Origin of the sequence: Micromonospora rubida, from assembly GCF_009908295.1 — a bacterium.
GTDB classification, from domain to species: domain Bacteria; phylum Actinomycetota; class Actinomycetes; order Mycobacteriales; family Micromonosporaceae; genus Micromonospora; species Micromonospora rubida.
On record NZ_JAAALO010000001.1, the window covers coordinates 543,098 to 560,902 of the forward strand.

The 17,805-nt window shown below is 73.8% G+C and carries 14 protein-coding genes; 7 read left to right on the forward strand and 7 right to left on the reverse strand.

Annotation, left to right across the window (positions count from 1 at the left end):
* Positions 1-37 precede the first annotated feature (37 nt).
* The 5 genes from GVV04_RS02265 to GVV04_RS02285 form a co-directional block, all read right to left on the reverse strand.
* A complete protein-coding gene (locus tag GVV04_RS02265; RefSeq protein WP_161684049.1) occupies positions 38-616 on the reverse strand; it encodes a response regulator transcription factor in 579 nt (192 codons plus the stop codon).
* 123 nt (positions 617-739) lie between these two features.
* The gene (locus tag GVV04_RS02270) at positions 740-1,345 is read right to left on the reverse strand and encodes a response regulator transcription factor (RefSeq protein WP_328822159.1); all 606 of its coding nucleotides are present in this window, start codon (positions 1,343-1,345) and stop codon (positions 740-742) included.
* 197 nt (positions 1,346-1,542) lie between these two features.
* The gene (locus GVV04_RS02275; protein WP_161684051.1) at positions 1,543-2,589 is read right to left on the reverse strand and encodes a hypothetical protein; all 1,047 of its coding nucleotides are present in this window, start codon (positions 2,587-2,589) and stop codon (positions 1,543-1,545) included.
* A 423-nt stretch (positions 2,590-3,012) separates the two neighbouring features.
* Complete coding sequence (locus tag GVV04_RS02280) at positions 3,013-7,560, reverse strand: HAMP domain-containing protein (protein ID WP_161684052.1); 4,548 nt, start codon at positions 7,558-7,560, stop codon at positions 3,013-3,015.
* Positions 7,561-7,672: 112 nt separating this feature from the next.
* Positions 7,673-8,155 carry an ATP-binding protein gene (locus tag GVV04_RS02285; protein WP_161684053.1) on the reverse strand — a complete coding sequence of 161 codons (483 nt, stop codon included), beginning with the start codon at positions 8,153-8,155 and terminating at the stop codon, positions 7,673-7,675.
* A gap of 90 nt (positions 8,156-8,245) precedes the next feature.
* On the opposite strand from GVV04_RS02285, the gene GVV04_RS02290 reads away from it, so the two are divergent.
* Positions 8,246-9,286 (forward strand): SDR family NAD(P)-dependent oxidoreductase, encoded by a 1,041-nt coding sequence (locus GVV04_RS02290; protein ID WP_201752795.1) that lies wholly within the window; start codon positions 8,246-8,248, stop codon positions 9,284-9,286.
* A gap of 28 nt (positions 9,287-9,314) precedes the next feature.
* Here GVV04_RS02290 and GVV04_RS02295 read toward each other — a convergent pair whose 3' ends face one another.
* Positions 9,315-9,938 carry a DUF305 domain-containing protein gene (locus GVV04_RS02295; protein WP_161684054.1) on the reverse strand — a complete coding sequence of 208 codons (624 nt, stop codon included), beginning with the start codon at positions 9,936-9,938 and terminating at the stop codon, positions 9,315-9,317.
* A gap of 61 nt (positions 9,939-9,999) precedes the next feature.
* Positions 10,000-10,752: a lytic polysaccharide monooxygenase gene (locus tag GVV04_RS02300; protein ID WP_161684055.1), complete on the reverse strand. Its 753-nt coding sequence runs from the start codon at positions 10,750-10,752 to the stop codon at positions 10,000-10,002.
* An 824-nt stretch (positions 10,753-11,576) separates the two neighbouring features.
* Between GVV04_RS02300 and GVV04_RS02305 the strand changes: the two genes are divergently transcribed.
* The 6 genes from GVV04_RS02305 to GVV04_RS02330 all read left to right on the forward strand — a co-directional run bounded on the left by GVV04_RS02305 (position 11,577) and on the right by GVV04_RS02330 (position 17,796).
* Complete coding sequence (locus GVV04_RS02305) at positions 11,577-12,968, forward strand: DegT/DnrJ/EryC1/StrS family aminotransferase (protein ID WP_328822161.1); 1,392 nt, start codon at positions 11,577-11,579, stop codon at positions 12,966-12,968.
* The gene (locus GVV04_RS02310) at positions 12,965-14,170 is read left to right on the forward strand and encodes an MFS transporter (RefSeq protein WP_161684056.1); all 1,206 of its coding nucleotides are present in this window, start codon (positions 12,965-12,967) and stop codon (positions 14,168-14,170) included. Before GVV04_RS02305 ends, GVV04_RS02310 begins: the two co-directional genes overlap by 4 nt.
* A complete protein-coding gene (locus GVV04_RS02315; protein WP_161684057.1) occupies positions 14,167-15,120 on the forward strand; it encodes a sulfotransferase in 954 nt (317 codons plus the stop codon). Before GVV04_RS02310 ends, GVV04_RS02315 begins: the two co-directional genes overlap by 4 nt.
* A gap of 5 nt (positions 15,121-15,125) precedes the next feature.
* The gene (locus tag GVV04_RS02320; RefSeq protein WP_161684058.1) at positions 15,126-15,953 is read left to right on the forward strand and encodes an SDR family NAD(P)-dependent oxidoreductase; all 828 of its coding nucleotides are present in this window, start codon (positions 15,126-15,128) and stop codon (positions 15,951-15,953) included.
* Positions 15,954-16,014: 61 nt separating this feature from the next.
* Positions 16,015-16,860: a class I SAM-dependent methyltransferase gene (locus GVV04_RS02325; RefSeq protein ID WP_161684059.1), complete on the forward strand. Its 846-nt coding sequence runs from the start codon at positions 16,015-16,017 to the stop codon at positions 16,858-16,860.
* Between the two features lie 60 nt (positions 16,861-16,920).
* A complete protein-coding gene (locus GVV04_RS02330; protein WP_161684060.1) occupies positions 16,921-17,796 on the forward strand; it encodes a family 3 encapsulin nanocompartment shell protein in 876 nt (291 codons plus the stop codon).
* Positions 17,797-17,805 lie beyond the last annotated feature (9 nt).

The window sequence follows — 17,805 nt, forward strand, 5'->3', positions numbered from 1 at the left end:
CGCCGCTCCTTCACGGCGGCTCGCGGGGGGTCTCGCGTCAGATCCAGCCGGACTCCCGGGCCACCCGGACCGCCTCGACCCGGGTCCGGGCCCCGGTCTTGCGGGCGATCCGCCCGAGGTGGTTGCGGACGGTCCCGTGCGAGAGCCGCAGCGAGCCGGCCACCTCGGCGACCGGGGCCCCGGCGGCGGTCAGCCGCAGCACCTCGGTCTCCCGTTCGGTCAGCGGGCTGTCGGCGCCGAGCGCCGCCAGCACCAGCTCGGCGTCCACCACCGACTCGCGCCGGGCGAGCCGCCGGATTCCGTCGACCACCCGGTGCGGGGCCACGTCGCTGGCGAGGATGCCGACCGTCCGGCCCGGGGAGAACACGCTGTACAGGCCCCGGGCGCGGCGGGGGTCGGCGAGCACCAGCAGGGGGCACCGCTGCGGCGCCGCCCCGTCGGCCATCAGGTCGAAGTCCACCACCGCGACGTCCGGCCGGCCGGCGCGGACCGCCTGGCCGACCGCGTCACCACGGCCCACCTCCGCCACCACGTGGATGTCCTCCTCGGCGGCGAGGACGAGCGACAACGCGCCCCGGACCAGGGCACCGTCCAGGGCGAGCAGGGTACGGATCACGGCGGACCTCTCCCGAGCATCTCCATTGATCACGGACAGTCAACATTCAAACACGTAACTGCCGGGTCCGCTCGGTGAGCGGGCGGACCCGGGCGCTCACCGCGCCGGGCCAGCCCGCGACAACTACAGCCAGCCGTCCCGCTGTGCCAGTCGGACGGCCTCCATCCGGTTGCGGGCACCGGTCTTGCGCAGGATGGCCGACAGGTGGTTGCGCACCGTCCCGTGGGCCAGGAAGAGCCGACGGGCGATCTCCTTCAGCGGCAGGCCCTCGGCCGCCACCCGCAGCACCTCCAGCTCCCGGCGGGTCAGCGGGTTGGCCGGCGGGCTCAGCACGGCCGCCGCGGCGGCCGGGTCGATGACCCGCTCACCGGCGGCGGTCGTCCGGACCGCGCGCACCAGCTCCGACAGCCCGGCGTCCTTGCTGACCAGGCCGCGCGTGCCGGCCGCCAGCGCCGCCTCGACCAGCGGCGGGCTCCAGCGGTGGCTCATCGCCAGCACGGCCGTCCCCGGGGCCTCGGCGACCACCTTCGCCACCACCGACGCCGACTCGGGCACCTCCGGCCTCAGCCCCAGCACCAACACCTCCGGGTGCTCCCTGCGCAGCACCCCCCACAACTCACCGATGCCTGCGGCATCGGCGACGACCTCGATGTCCTCCTCGTTCGACAGCGCGGCGCACAGCGCGCTGCGCAGCAGTCCCATGTCCTCGGCCACGACGACGTGGATCACCACGTATCTCCGATCTCGGGTACGCGTCGCGCCGCCCGGACCACCGGCTCGACGCCAGGGCGGGTGCGGTGCGCGCGGGAACGGACAGCGTCGGCCCGGAGCGGTGCCACGACGGGTGCTCACGGGCCACGGCGGGCCACGTCGGGCGGTCGGCACGGCACGGAGCCGTCGACCGCGGGACGGGCCGGACCGCGGGCTCAGCCGGGGCGGACGGTCACTGCCGGGACCCGGTCGTCGACCGGAACCGACGAGCGCGTGGTGCGCTCCCGGCCAGCGACGTACGACGGCCAGCGGGTGTCGTCGGTCGAGGCGGGCGCGGGCCCGGATCCGGTACGGCCGTCGTCGGCGCGCTCGGTGGGCGGCACCGACCGGCCGGGGCCGCCCGACGGCTGCGCCTCGGCCGCCGTACCGACCTGCCCCGAGGCTGCCCGGGCCGCGCCGGGACCTGCCGTCCAGCCGGTCGGGGACGCCACGGCCGCCCCGGAGGACATGCCGCCGACCCGGCCGGACGGCAGCGGGGCCGGCACACCGGGAACGGACGCGGGGACGCCGAACCCCGGCGCCCCGGGCTCGACCGGCCCGCCGGGCGGCGCGGGCCCGGCCGGTGGGGTCGCGGGCCCGGGTGGACCCGCCGGGTCGGCCGGCAGGGCAGGCAGCGCCGGCAGCAGTGGGGTGAGCAGTTCGTCGACCAACTCCAGGGCCGGCGGCAGGACCTGCTGCGCTGCCCCGGTGACCGCGTCGGTGACCAGCCCGGCCAGGGCGGTCGTGAGGCTCCCGACGCCGCCCGGCGACGCCGCCCCGGACCCGGGACGGGCGTCGGGCAGCGACGGCTTTCCGGACCCAGGACCGGCGTCGGGCCGCGCGGGCCGAACCGGGCCCGGGGCGTCGGGCTCCGCCGGAGGGGGAGCTGCCGGCGAAAGCGGCAGCGGACTGGTGGGCCGGTCGACGAGGCGGTCCGGGCGGGAGACACCGGGCCGACCACCGTCGGAATGGCCACGGCCGGGCTCGCCACGGCCGGGCTCAGCGGGACCGGCGGGCCGGGCGTGGTCGGCGCGGGCGGACAGGATGCCATCAAGGACACCAGCCAGCGGGCCCACCCGGCGAGACGCCCCGTCGGGGCCCGCTGCGGCCGGAGGCCGGCCGCCGTCGTGCGCGGCGACGGGGCCGGCGAGCAGCACGGCCCCGACGATCCCGGCACCCGCCGCGGCCAGCAACAACCCGATCTGCCGTACGAGCCGAGCCACCCCCACCTCCACCGCCCCTGCGCGCACTTTCACGGAATGTGTGGCATCGGCGCGCGCCAGAGCCACACATTCCGTGAAAGTGCACGCACCGGGGGCCTCCGTGGCCGGGGAGGCGGGGGGGCAGCACGCCGATGTGGTCACCACGGCCGGTGCGGGGCGGACAGCAAGACAGCGGGACAGCGCACGCGGACAGCCCCCTCCTCGAAGACGTCGACACATCGTAACGACGCCATCACCCTCACGCATCCCCCGGCCGGCTCGGTCCTGCCCGGCGAGCCGGACGCTCACCCGGCCGGGGGTTGGGCGCGCAGCGCGGCAACCCGGGCCACCGTGAGGTACGACGGTTGGGCTCCGGCGGCCGGCGGAACGCCTCAGGACAGCTCCGGGCCGGCCGGGGTCAAGGCACGGGGGGTCCGGTCGGGGTCAGGCGTCGAGCCAGCGGCGGATGCAGTGCAGCAGGTCCTCGGCGTCCACCGGCTTGGTAACGTAGTCGCTGGCCCCGGAGGTGATGCTCTTCTCCCGGTCACCGTGCATCGCCTTGGCCGTCACGGCGATGATCGGCAGGTCGGCGTAGCGTGGCATCGCCCGGATGGCGGCGGTGGCGGCGTACCCGTCCATCTCCGGCATCATCACGTCCATCAGCACCAGGTCGATGTCGTCGTGACGCATCAGGGTCTCGATGCCCTTGCGGCCGTTCTCGGCGTACACCACGTCGAGCCCGTGCAGCTCCAGGATGTTGGTCAGGGCGAAGACGTTGCGGGCGTCGTCGTCGACCACCAGGACCTTGCGCCCGGCCAGCCCGGCGGCGACGACACCCCAGGGCGCGTCGGCCTCCTGGGCCGGCCGACCCAGCGGCACCACCCGCTCGGGCACGTCCATCGACAGGTGCAGGGCGATCCGCTCGCGCAGGTCGTCCAGGCTGGCGACGATCTCCAGGGGACGGGCCCCGGCCGTCGCCCGGAGCAGGGCCTCCTGCCCGGGCGCCAGTGGCCGCGCGTGGTACGCCAGCACCGGCACGCCGCCGTTCACGGCGTCGTCGTGCAGCGCCCTGAGCAGCACGGTGCCGCTGTCGTCCGGCAGGTCCAGGTGGACCACGAGGCAGCGGTGCCGACGACGGGCCACGGCCTTCAGCGCCGCGGGGGCGTCCAGGACGGTGGCCACCTCGACCGGCGGGAGGCCGTCGGTGAGCCCGGCCGCGATGCCGTGGACCAGCATGGTCAGCAGGCCCTTGTCGTGGTGTTCGAGGACGAGGATGCGCCGCTCGTCCGCCGGGGGCGGGCCGGTCGGCAGCCCGAACGGGGCGGGCACGGCCGCGAGGTCGCGCGCGACCTGGCCGGCGAGGGCGGCGAGGGACGTCGGGAGGCCGGCGGGTACGGCCGAGCCGGGCACGGTGGCCGGCAGGTAGAGGGTGAAGGTGCTGCCCCGCCCGAGGACGCTGCGCGCGGTGATCCGGCCGCCCAGCAGGTGGGCGATCTCCCGGCTGATCGACAGGCCCAGCCCGGTTCCGCCGTACCGGCGGCTGGTGGTGCCGTCGGCCTGCTGGAACGCGTCGAAGATCGCGGTGAGGTGCTGCTCGGCGATCCCGATGCCGGTGTCGACGACCCGGAAGGCCAGCACGGCCTCCCCCGGCGCGAACCGCTCGGGCAGCTCTTCCGGGCGGGCCCGCTCGATGCGCAGTTCCACCCGGCCCTGCTCGGTGAACTTGACGGCGTTGGAGACGAGGTTGCGCAGCACCTGCCGCAACCGCTGCTCGTCGGTGTGCAGCCGCTGCGGCACGTCCGGCGCGGTGCTGATCTCCAGCGCCAGGCCGCGCGGTGTGGTCAGCGGCCTGAACGTGGCGTCGACGTAGTCGCGCAGCACGCCCACCTCGAACGTCTCCGGGTTGATGTCCATCTTGCCGGCCTCCACCTTGGACAGGTCGAGGATGTCGTTGATCAGTTGGAGCAGGTCGGTGCCGGCGGAGTGGATGACGGTGGCGTACTCGACCTGCTTGGCGGTCAGGTTGCGGTTCGGGTTCTGGGCCAGCAGTTGGGCCAGGATGAGCAGCGAGTTCAGCGGGGTACGCAGCTCGTGGCTCATGTTGGCGAGGAACTCCGACTTGTACTTCGAGGCCAGCGCGAGCTGCTGGGCGCGGGCCTCCAACTCCTGGCGGGCCTGCTCGATCTCGGAGTTCTTGGTCTCGATGTCGTGGTTCTGCCGGGCCAGCAGCGCCGCCTTGTCCTCCAGGTCGGCGTTCGAGCGCTGGAGTTCCTCGGAGCGGGCCTGGAGCTCCTCCGAGCGGGCCCGAAGCTCGGCGGCGAGGCGTTGCGACTCGGTGAGCAGCACGTCGGTGCGGGCGTTGGCGACGATGGTGTTGACGTTGACGCCGATGGTCTCCATGAGCTGGTCGAGGAAGTCCCGGTGCGCCTCGGTGAACCGGCTCATGCTGGCCAGCTCGATGACGCCGAGCACCTGGTCCTCGAACAGGATCGGGAGGACCACCAGGTGCAGCGGTACGGCGGCGCCGAGGCTGGACGAGACGGTGACGTAGCCGGCGGGGACGGCGTCCACCACGATCGCCCGCTTGCTCACCGCGGCCTGCCCGACGAGGGACTCGCCGAGGGTGTACCGGCGGCCGGAGGCCCGGTGGCCGTACCCGCCGACCACCCGCAGGGTGCGCGCGTCCCCGGTCTCCTCCACCAGGAGGAAGGTGCCGAGCTGCGCGGAGACCAGCGGGGCCAGCTCGTCCATCACCAGCCCGGCGACCACCTCCAGGTCCCGGTGGCCCTGCATCAGGCCGGAGATCCGGGCGAGGTTGGTCTTCAGCCAGTCCTGTTCCTGGTTCATCCGGGTGGTCTCGCGCAGCGACTCCACCATGGAGTTGATGTTGTCCTTCAGCTCGGCGACCTCGCCGGAGGCGTCCACGGTGATCGAGCGGGTCAGGTCGCCGGTGGCCACCGCGCTGGTCACCTCGGCGATGGCCCGGACCTGCCGGGTGAGGTTTCCGGCCAGCTCGTTGACGTTCTCGGTGAGCCGCTTCCAGGTGCCGGAGACGCCCTCCACCTCGGCCTGCCCGCCGAGCCGCCCCTCGCTGCCCACCTCCCGGGCCACCCGGGTCACCTCGGCGGCGAACGACGAGAGCTGGTCCACCATCGTGTTGATGGTCGTCTTCAGCTCCAGGATCTCACCGCGGGCGTCGACGTCGATCTTCCGGGTCAGGTCGCCCTGGGCCACGGCGGTGGTCACCTGGGCGATGTTCCGCACCTGGCCGGTGAGGTTGTTGGCCATCGAGTTGACGTTGTCGGTGAGGTCCTTCCAGGTGCCGGCCACGTTGGGCACCCGGGCCTGGCCGCCGAGCCGCCCCTCCGTGCCCACCTCCCGGGCCACCCGGGTCACCTCGTCGGCGAACGCGCCGAGGGTGTCGACCATGGTGTTGATGGTCTGGGCGAGCACGGCCACCTCACCCTTGGCCTCCACCGTGATCTTGCGGCTCAGGTCGCCCTGGGCCACCGCCGTGGCGACCAGGGCGATCGAGCGCACCTGGTTGGTGAGGTTGTTGGCCATCTCGTTGACGTTGTCGGTGAGGTCCTTCCAGGTGCCGCCGACGTTGGACACCCGGGCCTGGCCGCCGAGCCGCCCCTCCGTGCCCACCTCCCGGGCCACCCGGGTCACCTCGTCGGCGAACGCGGAGAGCTGGTCGACCATCGTGTTGATGGTCTCCTTGAGGGCCAGGATCTCGCCCCGGGCGTCGACCCGGATCTTCTGGGTCAGGTCGCCCTTGGCCACGGCCGTGGTGACCTCGGCGATGCTGCGGACCTGGGCGGTGAGGTTGTCGGCCATGACGTTCACCGACTCGGTGAGGTCCTTCCAGGTGCCCGAGACGCCCTTGACGTCGGCCTGGCCGCCGAGCCGCCCCTCCGTACCCACCTCCCGGGCCACCCGGGTCACCTCGTCGGCGAACGACGAGAGCTGCTCCACCATCGTGTTGATGGTGTTCTTCAGCTCCAGGATCTCGCCGTGCGCGGTGACGGTGATCTTCTGCGACAGGTCCCCCCGGGCCACCGCCGTGGCGACCTGGGCGATGCTGCGCACCTGGTCGGTGAGGTTGACCGCCATCGAGTTCACCGAGTCGGTCAGGTCCCGCCACGTCCCGGCGACGCCGCTGACCTGGGCCTGGCCGCCGAGCCGGCCGTCGGTGCCGACCTCCCGGGCCACCCGGGTCACCTCGTCGGCGAACGACGAGAGCTGGTCCACCATCGTGTTGATGGTGCTCTTGAGTTCGAGGATCTCGCCCCGGGCGTCCACGGTGATCTTCTGCGACAGGTCCCCCCGGGCCACCGCCGTGGTGACCTGGGCGATGTTCCGCACCTGGCTGGTCAGGTTGCCGGCCATGAAGTTCACCGAGTCGGTCAGGTCGCGCCAGGTGCCGGCCACCCCGGGCACCTCGGCCTGGCCGCCGAGCCGGCCCTCGCTGCCCACTTCCCGGGCCACCCGGGTCACCTCGTCGGCGAACGACGAGAGCTGGTCCACCATCGTGTTGATGGTGACCTTCAGCTCCAGGATCTCGCCCCGGACATCCACGGTGATCTTCTGCGACAGGTCCCCCCGGGCCACCGCCGTGGCCACCTCGGCGATGTCGCGCACCTGGTCGGTCAGGTTGCCGGCCATGGCGTTCACCGAGTCGGTGAGGTCCTTCCAGGTGCCTGACACCCCGGGCACCTCGGCCTGGCCGCCGAGCTGGCCCTCGGTGCCCACCTCGCGGGCCACCCGGGTCACCTCGGAGGTAAACAGCGAGAGCTGGTCGACCATGCCGTTGAACACGGTGGCGATCTCGCCGAGCAGGCCGTCGCCGTCCTCCGGCAGCCGGGTGCCGAAGTCGCCGTCGCGCACCGCGGTCAGGCCCGCCAGCAGTTGCCGCAGGCCCGGGTCGGTCACCGATCCGGCCGGACCGGGAGCCGTACCACTACGCCGTGCCGCCGACTGCTCGACCATCGCAACCCCCCGGAACCGACCCGCCGGGTGGACGGCCCGGCGGCGACGACAGCAAACCGGGCCAGTATGCACGTGACCGCGCGCGGACGGCGAGGAGTGGCCCTCCCGCGGCTCAGCCCGGGAAGGCCCGGGGCGGGGGCGGGGTCACCGCCCGCAGGGTGGCCAGCCGGGCGCTGACCCGGACCGTCGTGCCCCGGTCGTCGGCACGGATCTCCAGGCCGTCGGTGAGCTGCTGGGCGAGCCACAGGCCGCGTTGGCCGACCTGGTCCGGCGCGGGGAGCGCGACCCGCACGTCGCCGAGGCCGGGGCCGTCGTCGGTGATCTCGCACGTCAACAGATCGCCGTCGCGGCGCAGTCGCAGTTCGCCGCTGCCCCCGCCGTGCCGGACGACGTTGGCGACCAGTTCGTGCACCGCCAGCACGAAGTCCTCCAGGGCCGCGCCGGCCAGTCCGGCCGCCCCGGCCGCGGCGACGACGGCGTGGCGCAGCGCCGTCACCTGCCCGGCAGCGATCGTCTCCGCCAACAGCGTCACCCCGGTACCCGCACGGGACGCGCCGGCTCCCGAGCCGCCACCGTCACCCCCACCGCTGATCATGGCCGGACCGTACACGCCCCGCACCCGTCGCGGGCGGGCCGGCCGGCGAGCGGGGGCGGCGGGGGCGGTCCGCCACGGCCGCCGGTCACCGTGCCGGGGACGCGCCCGCTCAAGGTCCGTTCGCGCATCGTCGCCGACACCATCGACGTCGTTCCGCCGTCCGCACCCTTGCCGAAGCAGCAGGTCAGCGACGCCGCGACGGTCCCGGGGGACAACAATGGGTCGGAGAACGCGGAATCGCGTTCGTCATCGAGCAGACATGCGAGCACGGCTCGCAGCAGGGGGAGCCCCGTGGCGACAGCGATCATCACCGGCGGAGCGGGCGGCATGGGCCTCGCGACGGCGAAGATCATGGGCCGGCACCACCGGATCGTGGTGGCGGACGTCAACCAGGAGCGCATCGACGCCGCCGTGGCGGAGCTCGCCGCGCTCGGCGTCGACGCCTCGGGCGTGGTGTGCGACATCACCGACCGTACGTCCGTCGACCGGCTGATCGCGTCCGCGCAGTCCGACGGGCACGTGCGGGCGGTGGTCCACGCCGCGGGCGTGAGCCCGCAGATGGGATCCGCCGAGTTCATCCTGCGGATCAACGCCGTGGGCACGATCAATGTCACCGAGGCCTTCCTACGCGTCGCGGGGGAAGGTGACGTCCTGGTGAACGTGGCGTCGATCGCCGGTCACATGAGTCCGGCCGCGCTGGAGCCGACACGCACCTACAAGCTGGCGTTCACCGACGTCACGAAGTTCGAGCACAAGCTCGTCCGCTCGGCGAACCGTATGCCGAAGCGCATGCGACCGGGCGTGGCCTACAGCACGAGCAAGGCGTTCGTGATCTGGTACACCCGGAAGGTCGCGGCCGCGTTCGGCGCAAAAGGGGCACGGGTCGTCTCGGTCTCTCCGGGGACGTTCGACACCGCGATGGGGCGTCTGGAGGAGCGGTCCGGCTCCGCCAAGATGCTGGACTTCGCGGCCCTCAAGCGACCCGGCAGGCCCGAGGAGGTCGCCGAGGTGCTCGCATTCTGCGCGAGTGAGCAGCCCGGGTACCTGACCGGCACCGACATCCTCGTCGACGGCGGGACGAAGGCCGGCCTCGGCCTCAAAGGCATGATCGCCATGGCCCGCGGCGCCTGAGACGGTGGCGGCGCGATGGTCGCGTCCATCACGATGAAGGCCGCGCGGCCGGCAGCCCGGACAGCAGCTTGAGCTGGGCGGTGCGCGACCGCTCGATGCGGTCGGCGAGGGCGCGTACCTCGGGGCCGACCGCCACCGGCAGGTGGGCGCGGGCCAGCGCGGCGGCCCGTCGCTGGTGGGCGGTGAGCACGTCGACGAGCGCGGCGTCGAACCGGGCGGCGGTGGCGGACCGCAGCCGGTCGAGCTCGGGGTCGGGAGCGGGGTCGGGGTCGGCCGTCGCCGATGCGCCGTGGTGGCCGGCGTGCCCGCCGGCCGGGTCGGCCGGGGCCGCGGCCAGCCACCGCCGCATGGTGGCCAGCTCGTCGGCCTCGGTCGCGTCGATGGCCGCGACGAGGGTACGCAGCTCGGGGTCGACGATCCGGCCCGCCGCCTCGACGGCGACGACCCGGGTCCGGTCGTGGTGGGCCACCATCGCCGTCAGGAACGGCACGTCCGTCGGATCGGTCCGGGCCGACCCGGCGACGGGCGACTCGCCGGTCCCGTTGGGCAGCGGGGCGGCGGCGGGGGACGCGCAGCCGGCGACCGCGAGGAGCGCGGCGAGCGGGAGCGCCGCGAGGCAACGGAGCACGCCGTGGGCTGCGTGAGGTCTCATGGTGCCGGGGCCTTCCGTGCTGGGCGGGTGTGGCCCGGTCCCGGGCCACACCCGGGGCGGGTCAGAGCCGGGTCCAGAGCGCCGGCACGTTCGGCGGCTCCCAGCCGGGCAGGGCGGTGTGCGGTTGCAGGCACCGGTACGTCGAGCCGCCGTAGGTGACCTGGTCACCCACCCGGTACGCCTGCCCGGCGGTCCAGGTGCCGGACGGGGCCGGGGTGGTCGGGGCCGGCGTGGTCGGGGCCGGCGTGGGGGTCCGCGTCGGCGACGGGGACGCGGTGGGGGTGGGCGTCGGGTTGCCGCCGCCCCCGCCGATCTGGAGGTCCACGCACGAGTAGAAGGCGTTGGCGGTGTCGGAGATGTTCCAGATGGCGAGCAGCTTCTGCCGCCCCGAGAACCCGCCCAGGTTGACGGTGTGCGAGACGGTGGCGCCCGGCTGCTGCCCGCCCCCGTTGACCAGGCCGACCCGGGTGCCGCCGATCCAGTACTCCCAGTTGCTGGTGGCGTGTCGGGCGGTGTTGGTCCAGGTGAAGGTCACCGAGCTGCCGACCGAGGTGGCCGGCCAGCCCCGGGCGTCGTCGTTGAGGACGGCGAACTGGCTGATCCCGGCGTGGCAACTGCGCAGTCCTTTCGGGCCCTCGACGCTCTGCGGCTCGTACTTGATCTGACCGCAGTCGGGCACCCGGTTCTGGGCGCAGAGCGCCTGCCGGCTCGGCGGGCCGGAGATGTACCCGTGTGCCTGGGCGGGCACCGCGACGGCCAGCGAGGCGACGACGGCGCCCGCCGACGCGAGCGGAAGGACGACTGTTCGACGCATGTGGATGCTCCTTCGGATCGAGGCGGGCGTCGGCACAACCGCCGAGCTGGGGGAATGCGCCCGCTGGGGGATGCGATGAACATAAAGTAAACATTCTTAACAGTAAATACCCCGGCCGAAAAACATCCCGGGCGACCGGCACCCGCCCGTCGCCATCCCCGCGCGGCGGCGGCCGGCCGGGCCGTGGAGGATCCCGCCGCCTCCCCGGGCCGCAAGGCCCGGCCCAGAGCCGGCCCGAGGTCGGATCGCAGAGCCCGGCCCCGGAGTCGGATCGCATCCGGCGAGGCCAGGCGCAATCCATTCCGCGGCGACAGCGCATATCTCCGGTTCCGCTCGGACAAAATGCAATTGACGGCTGTTGACCGATTTGCGCGCCGGCAGGTCGACGGCGACCGAAAGTCTGCTTTTCCGATAGGGAATTCGTAGTTATCGGGTTCGAGGGAAATCGGCAATCCGACCTCGCCGGGAGGGCCGCACGGAGGGTGACAGTCCGTCCCGCGATCGCAGGCGCTCCGATGCGCATCAACCCAGCCCAGTGGCGTCCTCCAGGTCAGTCGACGCCCGCGGGGCGGCAACCGGCGGTCACGACGAGTCGCCTGCCGCCGCGCCGGGCAAGCAGATTGCAGAATGCACGGGTTGACGCGCCGCACCCCCACGACAATCATTGCTGTCACTGGACGGCGATTATCGCGATTCCGGATAGGCGACGTTTTCCCACGTCAGTGGGTTTATTCGTGGCGTCCGCAGAAGCGCCGGCCCTCGTCGGCGTCCAGCCAGGAAATCCATCATCGGAACACCCCCAGCAACGAGCGAGGAGTCCGCCGGTGAAGGGGAACGACGAAGCTCCCGCGCAGCCCCGGCAACTGCCGGCGACGCGCCACGACCGACCGGCGGACCGCCTCGCCCTGCATGGCGGGGCACCGGTCCGCCGCACCCCCTGGCCGACCTACGACAAGGGCGCCGTCTTCGTCCATCCCGAGGACGAGGAGGCTGCCTGCCGGGCCATCCGCAGCCACCTCTACTTCCGCTACGACCACCGGCCGCAGCACGAGACGGAGTGCGGCCGGTTCGAGGACGAGCTGTGCCGCTTCTTCGGCACCCGGCACGCCCTCGCGGTGTCCAGCGGCACCGCCGCCCTGGCCCTGGCCATCATGGCCGCGCGGGTGCCCCCGGGCTCGCTGGTCGCCTGCCCCGGGTTCACCTTCGTCGCCACGCCGAGCGCCATCGTCATGGCCGGGTGCCGACCGTTCCTGGTCGAGGTGGACCAGGATCTGCGGATGGACATCGACGACCTGCGGCGCCGCTGGGACCCCCGGATCGGCGCGATCCTCGTGGTGCACATGCGTGGCTTCGCCGCCGACGCCGAGGCGCTGGCCCGGTTCGCCACCGAGATGGGGGTGCCGCTGATCGAGGACGCGGTGCCGGCGCTGGGCGCCGAGCTCAACGGCCGCAAGCTCGGCACGTTCGGGGCCGCCGGGGCGTTCAGCACCCAGTCCGACAAGGCGCTCAACTGCGGCGAGGGCGGCTTCCTGGTCACCGACGACCGGGAGTTGTTCGCCCGTGCGGTGGCGCTCTCCGGCGCGTACGAGGGGCGGTTGCGGCGGCACTTTTCCGACGGCGAGCCGCCGTTGACCGGCCTGGACCTGCCCCTGCTGAGCCTGCGGATGGACGAGATCCGGGCCGCGCTGCTGCGCGCCGAGCTGACCCGGCTGCCAGAGCGGCTGCGGCTGTTCCACCGCAACTACGGGTACGTCGCCGCAGCTCTGGCCGACCTGCCGGGCATCGCGATCCGCCAGCCCGTCGCCCCCGGGGCGTACCTCGGTGAGGCGTTCGTGTTCCGGGTGCCCGGCGGCGACGCCGGCTGGTTCGCCCGCGCGCTGTGCCGGGAGGGCGTCGACGCGCGCAACATCGGCGCCGACGACGACCTCAACGTCCGCGCGTTCTGGAACTGGCGGTTCGTGTACGACACCGACGACCTCGACGAGATCCGGGCGATGCTGCCGCGCACCGCCGGGTACCTGCGGGAGGCGGTGGACGTGCCGCTGTCGTCCAGCCTGACCCTCGACGACTGCGACGACCTGGTCCGGGCGGTCCGCAAGGTGGCCGCCGCCGCGTCCGCCGAACACCCCGGGCCCGCCGAGCGCCCCGTGACCGCCGCGCAACCCGTGACCGCCGGACCTGCGTCGGCCGGGCCGGCGGAGCCGGTACGCCGATGACGGCCGCCGCGACCCCCGCCGTGCCGCGCCTGGCCCTGGTCGGCATCTTCGGCGGGCTCTTCGCCGGCTACCTCGGCCTCACCGCGGTGCTCCCGGTGCTGCCCGGGTTCCTGCGCGACCGGCACGACGCCGGCGACCTGGTGGTCGGGCTGGTCGTCACGGTCACCGCGGTGACCGCGCTGCTGGTCCGGCCGGTCGCCGGGGCGCTGGCCGACCGGTACGGCCACCGCACCGTGATGCTCACCGGCGCCCTCGTGGTGGCCGGCGGCGGGCTGTTCTACTTCCTGCCGCTCACCGTGCCGGCGCTGGTGGCGGTGCGGCTGCTGCTCGGCGCCGGCGAGGCCGCCCTGTTCACCGCCGGGGCGGTGTGGACGGTGGCGCTGGCCCCGCACCACCGGCGCGGCCAGCTCATCGGCCTGTACGGGATGAGCATGTGGGGCGGCATCTCCGCCGGCACCTTCCTCGGGGCCACCCTGCAACAGGTCTCCTTCACGGCGGTCTGGGCGCTCGCCGCCGCCGCTCCCCTGCTGGCCGCCGCGCTGGTGGCCATGGTTCCGGTCCCGCACCGGGACCCCGCCGCCACCCCGGCGAAGGGCGGCGGCGGGCTGCTGCTGCGCCCGGCGTTGCTGCCCGGCACCGCGCTCGCCCTCGGCGCCGCCGGGTACGCCGGCCTGGCCGCGTTCATCGTGCTGCACCTGGACGCGCGCGGGATCGGCTCCGGCGTGGTGGTGCTGAGCTGCTTCAGCGCCGTGTACGCGCTCACCCGCCTGGTCATCGGCCACCTGCCGGACAAGCTCGGCCCGCGCCGGGTGGCGGCCTGGTCGGCGGCCGGCGAGGCGGTCGGCCTGGTGATCATCGCGGTGGCCCCGAATCTGCCCGTAGCCGTGGCCGGCGGCGTGGTCACCGGCGTCGGGTTCTCCCTGCTGCACCCGTCGCTGGCGCTGATGGTGATGAACCGGGCCGAACCGGCCCGACAGGGGGCGGCGATCGGGGCGTACACCTCGTTCTGGGATTTGGGGCTGGCCGTGTGGGGGCCGGTGACCGGCCTGGTCGCGGCGACCCTCGACTACCCCTCGGTGTTCGGCGTCGGCGCGGCCTGCGCCGTCGCGGCGGCGGTGCTGGCGGTGTGGATCGGCCGCCCGGCGACCGGTCCCGGCACCGACCTGCCCGCCGGACGAGAGACGGAGGCCCGCGCGGCATGAGCGACCTGACCGTCCTGTGCGTCACCGGCTGGTGCCGCAACGGCAGCACCATCATCGGCAACGTGCTCAACGAGGTGCCCGGCTTCTTCCACGTCGGCGAGCTGCACTTCCTGTGGCGGAACTCCACCGGCCGGGGCGTCAACGACCTGTGCGGCTGCGGCGTCCCCCTGACCGCCTGCGACATCTGGTCGCGGGTGCTGCCGGTCGGCCGCCCGGCGGGGACGTCGCCGGACGCGCACGCCGCGACGGTGATCGACCGCCAGCGGTCCCGGGTACGCACCCGGCACACCTGGCGGTTGCTGCGCCGGGGCCTGTACGACGACGAGATCCGCGCGCACGCCGACCTGATGGGCGAGGTCTACCGGGCCGCCGCCGAGCGCACCGGCGCGCACACCATCGTGGACACCACGAAGATCCCCGGCGAGGCCGCGCTGCTGCCGTACGTTCCGGGCATCACCCCGTACTACGTGCACCTGGTCCGCGACCCGCGCGCGGTGGCGCACTCCTGGCGGGAGCCGAAGCAGTACGTCTACGCGATGTCGGCGGCGCGCAGCACCACGTACTGGCACGGGTTCAACCTGGCCTCGGCGGCGATCACCCGACGGTTCCCCGAGCGGTCGACGCTGCTGCGCTACGAGTCGTTCGCCGCCGACCCGGCCGGCACCGTCGACGCGCTGCTGCGGCTCTGCGGTGCCGACCCGGCCGGCAACCCGGTGCGCGGGCGGACCGTCGAGCTGCACACCAACCACACGGTGACCGGCAACCCGGACCGGTTCCGCACCGGGGCCACCGTCATCCGGGACCGCGACGACTCCTGGCGGCGCACCCTGTCCCGGGCGGACCGGCTGGCCGCGACGGCCCTGGCCCAGCCGCTGTTCGCCCGCTACGGCTACCGGTCCGCCCCGCGCGGGGCGGACCGGGTGTCACCGACCAGCGAATCAGGGAGGTAACGAGCGTGGATCTCGGGCTCAAGGGACGGGTGGTCCTCGTCGCGGGCGGGTCCAGCGGAATCGGGCTGGCCTGCGCGAAGGAGTTCGCCGCCGAGGGCGCGCACGTGGCGATCTGCGGCCGCGACCCGGACCGGCTCGCCGCCGCCGAGCGGGAGCTGGCCGGGATGGCCGCCGGCCGGGTCAGCGCCACCAGCGTGGACGTCACCGACACCGACGCGGCCCGCCGCTGGGTGGACGGGGTGGCCGCCGACCTCGGCGGGGCCCACGTCCTGCTGGTCAGCGGCGGCAGCCCGCCGGTCGGCACGGCCGCGCTGTTCGAGGTGGCCGACTACCGGGCCGCCGTCGACCGGGTGTTGCTGCCGGCCGTGGGGCTGGCCCTGGCGGCGCTGCCGCACCTGCGCACCGCCGGCTGGGGGCGGCTGCTCTTCGTCGCCTCCGAGACCGCGAGCGTGCCGATCGGCCCGCTGGTCCTCTCCGGGGTGACCCGGGCCGCGCTGGTCCGCTTCGCCCAGGGCCTCGCCGTCGACGTGGGCCGCGACGGGATCACCGTCAACGTGCTCGCCCCCGGCAGCGTGCGCACCCCGCCGATGGAACGGGCCGCCGCGCGGCTGGCCGGCGACGGCGACGTCGAGGAGCAGCTCGCCGCCATGGGCCACCACAGCGCGCTGGGCCGGCTGGCCGACCCCGGGGAGGTCGCCGCCGTGGCCGCGTTCCTGGCCAGCGAGCGGGCCTCGTTCGTCACCGCGGGCGTGCACCTGATCGACGGCGGGGCCAGCGCCACCGGCCCGGAGCTGCCGCACCTGACCGGCGTCCGCAAGGACACCTACGCCTGACCCCTCCCCCGACCCGGGCGGCGGCGACGCCGCCCGGCTGCACAGCACGAAGGAGTGCGCGATGTCCACGACCAGCCCCACCTTCACCGAGCGGGACGTCTCCGAGTTCTTCGACGAGACCACCCAGACGTACCTCAGCTTCTGGGACAGCGAGGGCGTGCTGCACACCGGATACTTCGCCGACGACGCCGACACCGACTACCACGCCGCCGCCGACCGGACCTCCGACCTGCTCGCCACCGAGGCGGGCGTCGACGCCGGCTCGACCGTGCTGGACGTGGGCTGCGGCTGCGGCAACTTCCTGCTCCGGCTCGCCGGGCAGACCGGCTGCCGGGGCGAGGGGCTGGACCTGAGCATCGAGCGGATCCGGTTCGCCCAGGCCAAGTGCGCCGAGCGCGGGACGCCGGGGATCGCCTTCCGGCACGGGTCGGCCACCGCCCTGCCGTACTCCCCGGGCAGCTTCAGCCACGTGGTCAGCCAGGACGCGCTGTTCCTGGTGCCAGACAAGCCGCGCAGCCACGCCGAGATGCACCGGGTGCTCGCCCCCGGCGGGATCCTGGCGATCACCGACTTCCTCCAGCCGACCACCGAGATCGGCGAGGCCGCCCGCCGGCACGTCTACGACCGGGTGCGCTGGAGCAGCGGCTACTCCCTCGACGGGTACGCCGAGGCGCTGACCGGGGCCGGGTTCGAGGTGCTGGTCGCCCGCAACCTCGACGCGCACATCCGGCAGACGTACCGGGTGCTCGGCGAGACCGCCCGGCAGCGGGCCGCGTCCACCGACGACCCCACCGCCCGGGAGTGGATCCTCGGCTTCGCCGCGTCCTGCGGGGAGATCCAGGCCGCCATCGACCGGGGCGAGTTCGGCTGGGGCATGTTCGTCGCCCGCAAGCCCGCCGCGCAGTGACCGTCCGACCAGTGATCCGCCGTGCGATGACCGTCCGACCCGACCACGAGGTGTGAGGCCATGCAACGAACCGACGTCATCAAGCGGACGATCGCCGAGGTCGTCGAGCACCGGAAGAAGCAGCTCTCGCCGGGGCAGGTCTTCGCCGACGCCTTCGCCGAGCAGGGCTTCGACACCTGCGTCGAGTACGACGTCACCATCACCGACTCGCTGACCAGTTCCCGGCGCAAGCCGCGCTACCCGTCGCGGAACGTGCTGAAGGTGGTGGACCTGTCCCGGGACCCGCAGGAGTTCTACTGGCACGAGAGCCGGGCCCTCCCGGACGACCCGGCGGTCGACGGCGCCGACCTGCGCCGGGAGGCGGCCAACCACTTCCACCGCTCCCCCATCCCGCCGCTGTTCACCACGAAGGCGTGGGTGCAGGTGCCGGACGGGCTGTGGGACGACCCGACGAGCTTCGCGGAGTTCATCAACTACCGCCTCGTCGTGCGGCTGGCCACCGCCGAGAACGTCACCATCCTGCGCGGCGAGGGCGGGCTGCTGACCATGCCGGAGATCGCCCGGCTCACCGACCCGGGCCCGTTCGGCTCCACCATCCTGTCCGCCTGCAACGAGGTGGAGCAGAACGGCAGCACCGCCGACGGGCTGATCATCAACCCGGCGGACTACTACCGGCTGCTCGGCTCCGGCACGCTGATGCGCGACGTCGAGGAGAACGGCGTGTTCATCGTCCGGACCCGGCTGGTCGACCCGGGCACCGCGATCGTCGGCGACTTCGGCCACGGCGCGCTGCTGTTCGACGCCGGCCGCTCGAAGATCGGTTTCGCCGAGCCGCCGCCCGGCACGTTCGCCGACCCCGGCCTGGCGCTGACCGCCGAGATCTACGAGCGGGTGGTGCTCAACCTGCCCACCTGCTTCTTCGTCGTGAGCGTGTAGGGCGCGGGC

Coding starts and splice junctions, on each gene's coding strand:
- GVV04_RS02280 (WP_161684052.1), bottom strand. CDS start 7,560: ATGGTCGAGCAGTCGGCGGCACGGCGTAGTGGTACGGCTCCCGGTCCG.
- GVV04_RS02285 (WP_161684053.1), bottom strand. CDS start 8,155: ATGATCAGCGGTGGGGGTGACGGTGGCGGCTCGGGAGCCGGCGCGTCC.
- GVV04_RS02295 (WP_161684054.1), bottom strand. CDS start 9,938: ATGAGACCTCACGCAGCCCACGGCGTGCTCCGTTGCCTCGCGGCGCTC.
- GVV04_RS02300 (WP_161684055.1), bottom strand. CDS start 10,752: ATGCGTCGAACAGTCGTCCTTCCGCTCGCGTCGGCGGGCGCCGTCGTC.
- GVV04_RS02310 (WP_161684056.1), top strand. CDS start 12,965: ATGACGGCCGCCGCGACCCCCGCCGTGCCGCGCCTGGCCCTGGTCGGC.
- GVV04_RS02315 (WP_161684057.1), top strand. CDS start 14,167: ATGAGCGACCTGACCGTCCTGTGCGTCACCGGCTGGTGCCGCAACGGC.
- GVV04_RS02325 (WP_161684059.1), top strand. CDS start 16,015: ATGTCCACGACCAGCCCCACCTTCACCGAGCGGGACGTCTCCGAGTTC.
- GVV04_RS02330 (WP_161684060.1), top strand. CDS start 16,921: ATGCAACGAACCGACGTCATCAAGCGGACGATCGCCGAGGTCGTCGAG.